The sequence below is a fragment of the Ramlibacter sp. genome (assembly GCF_013697775.1).
Lineage (GTDB): Bacteria > Pseudomonadota > Gammaproteobacteria > Burkholderiales > Burkholderiaceae_C > Ramlibacter.
In genome coordinates this window covers 1-2547 of record NZ_JACCWG010000232.1, presented here as the reverse complement: position 1 = coordinate 2547, position 2547 = coordinate 1, and the positions used below count along the sequence as shown (strand labels likewise).

The following is a 2547-nucleotide window of genomic DNA, read 5'->3' as shown; positions in this document are numbered from 1 at the left end:
GGTCTACGTGCCGCCGCCCCCGCCTCCCCCGCCGCCGCCGCCCCCGGCGCCGCGTCCGTACCGCAACTGATCGCGGTCACGCAATGAAGAAACCCGCCGAAAGGCGGGTTTCTTCATTTGGGGACTGCCTGCCTGCCGGCAGACGGTCCGGCGGCAGTTCAGTGAACGGTCGGCAGCACCACTGCGGCGTTCTGCGGGAACGGGCTGCGGACCTCGTAGGAGCCGAACAGCTCCTGCGCGCGCCGCGACTCGGGAAGGATGTAGACGACGCTGCGCGTGTCGTTGAAGGTCGTACGCACCACGCTGTCGTAGAACTGCACCGGCACGTTGATGCAGCCGTAGGTGATGCGGCGGTCCGCCGCCACCTTGCTTTGCAGCCGCTGCAGCCGGCGCTCCTGCGGCACGTTGGTGACCACGCGGTGCAGCGCCAGGGCCGAGTCGTAGTCCACCCACAGGATGTCCTCGCCTTTCAGGCCCTTGCCCATCACCGCGGTGAAGCGGCCCGCAGGCGTGATGCGCTCTTCGGGCCGGATGGCGGAGATCTGCCGGGTGCCGATGTCGGCAGCGGCCTCGTCGCCGCGTGCCGAACCCACCAGGGCGGGGCTGGCGCCGCGCAGCTTGCCCTGGGCGTCGAACACGAACACCCGGCCGTCGAGCTTGTCGACGATGGCAAACGGAAGCCCCACATGGTCGCCGGAGTTCACCGCCCAGTCGGCGATGTGGCGCACCTCGGCCGAGGCGGACTCTGCTCCCATGTCGGCAAGCTTGATGGTGACAAGCGGGCCCTGGCCGACGTCCTGTGCGTGCGCCTGCGGAAACGCCGCGGCAACCGCGCAGAACGCGAGCGCCAGAATGAAGTGGGCCTTTTGCCTGGAATGGAACATGAATCCCTCGTCGGTCAGACAATGGATTGTTCGGCACGCCTGCTCGGCTGTCAGCTCTGCAGAACCCTGTAAGGCGTCGGCTTAAGCGCCGACACCGTGAAGTCTTTGTCCTACACGGACTGCGCAGCCACTCAGAACGGCATCTTGGGCATGCCGCCGGCCTTGCCGCCGCCCATGCGCTTCATCATCTTCATCAGGCCGCCGCCCTTCATCTTCTTCATCATGTCGCGCATCTGCTCGAATTCATTGAGCAGGCGGTTGACCTCCTGCACGTGCACACCGGCGCCGCCCGCGATGCGGCGCTTGCGGGTGGCCTTGATCAGTTCGGGCTTTCGGCGCTCCAGCGGCGTCATGCTGCAAATGATGCCTTCCTTGCGGCGGATCTCGCGCTCGGCCTTGTCCATGTCGACTTCGCCGGCCTTGGCCTGCATCTGCGCGGGCAGCTTGTCCATGAGCGTGGACAGGCCGCCCATGCTCTTCATCTGGCGGATCTGCGAGAGGAAGTCTTCCAGGTTGAAGCCTTCGCCGCTCTTGACCTTGGCCGCCAGCTTCTGCGCGGCTTCCATGTCCACGCCGGCCTGCACCTGCTCGACCAGCGCGACGATGTCGCCCATGCCCAGGATGCGGCCGGCGTGCCGCTCGGCGTCGAACACCTCCAGCCCGTCGATCTTCTCGGAGACGCCGGCGAACTTGATCGGCGCGCCGGTCACCTGCCGCACCGACAGCGCGGCGCCGCCGCGCGAGTCACCGTCCAGCTTGGTCAGCACGATGCCGGTCAGCGGCAGCGCTTCCTTGAACGCCTTGGCGGTGTTGACCGCGTCCTGGCCCTGCATGGCGTCCACCACGAACAGCGTCTCGATCGGCTTGAGCGCGGCGTGCAGTTCCTTGATCTCGCGCATCATGGCTTCGTCGATGGCGAGGCGGCCGGCGGTGTCCACCAGCAGCACGTCGAAATACTGTTTGCGCGCGTAGTCGAGCGCGGCGCGGCCGATGTCCACCGGCTTCTGGTCCGGCGTGCTTGGGAACCACTCGGCACCTGCCTGCTTGGTCACCGTCTTCAGCTGCTCGATGGCGGCCGGCCGGTAGACGTCGCCCGACACTGTGAGCACCTTCTTCTTGCGCTTCTCGATCAGGTGCTTGGCCAGCTTGGCGGTGGTGGTGGTCTTGCCCGCGCCCTGCAGGCCGGCCATCAGGATCACCGCCGGCGGCTGGGTCGCCAGGTTGAGGTCGCTCACGCCCTCGCCCATGGTGGCGGCGAGCTCGCGCTGCACGATGCCCACCAGCGCCTGGCCGGGCGAGAGCGAACCCATCACCTCGTGGCCGAGCGCCTTGTCCTTCACGCGGGCGACGAAGTCGCGCACCACCGGCAGCGCCACGTCGGCCTCAAGCAGGGCCATGCGGACTTCGCGCAGCATGTCCTGCACGTTGTCCTCGGTGATGCGGGCCTGGCCGCGCATCTGTTTGACCAGGCGGGAAAGTTTGTCGGAGAGTGCGGAGGCCATGCGGGGGGTCTCGGTGGGCCCCGAGTGCTTCGGCGCGGCGAAGCGAGGGGCTAAACTGGAGAGCATGATTCTAGCCAGTGCGTCCCCGTCGAGCGCGGTGCTCGCGTTCGCCGCCGCCGCCGCCTACGCGCTGCCCGCCGCCGGCACCGGCCGGCTGAGCG

The 2547-nt window shown here is 67.9% G+C and carries 2 protein-coding genes; both read right to left on the bottom strand.

The features are described from left to right. Positions 1-158: 158 nt before the first annotated feature. On the bottom strand, positions 159-884 hold the full coding sequence (locus tag H0U68_RS11415; protein ID WP_296355642.1) for a hypothetical protein: 726 nt from the start codon (positions 882-884) through the stop codon (positions 159-161). 131 nt (positions 885-1015) lie between these two features. Then, entirely contained in the window at positions 1016-2386 is a 1371-nt protein-coding gene (gene ffh, locus H0U68_RS11410; RefSeq protein WP_296355641.1) for a signal recognition particle protein, read from the bottom strand. Positions 2387-2547 lie beyond the last annotated feature (161 nt).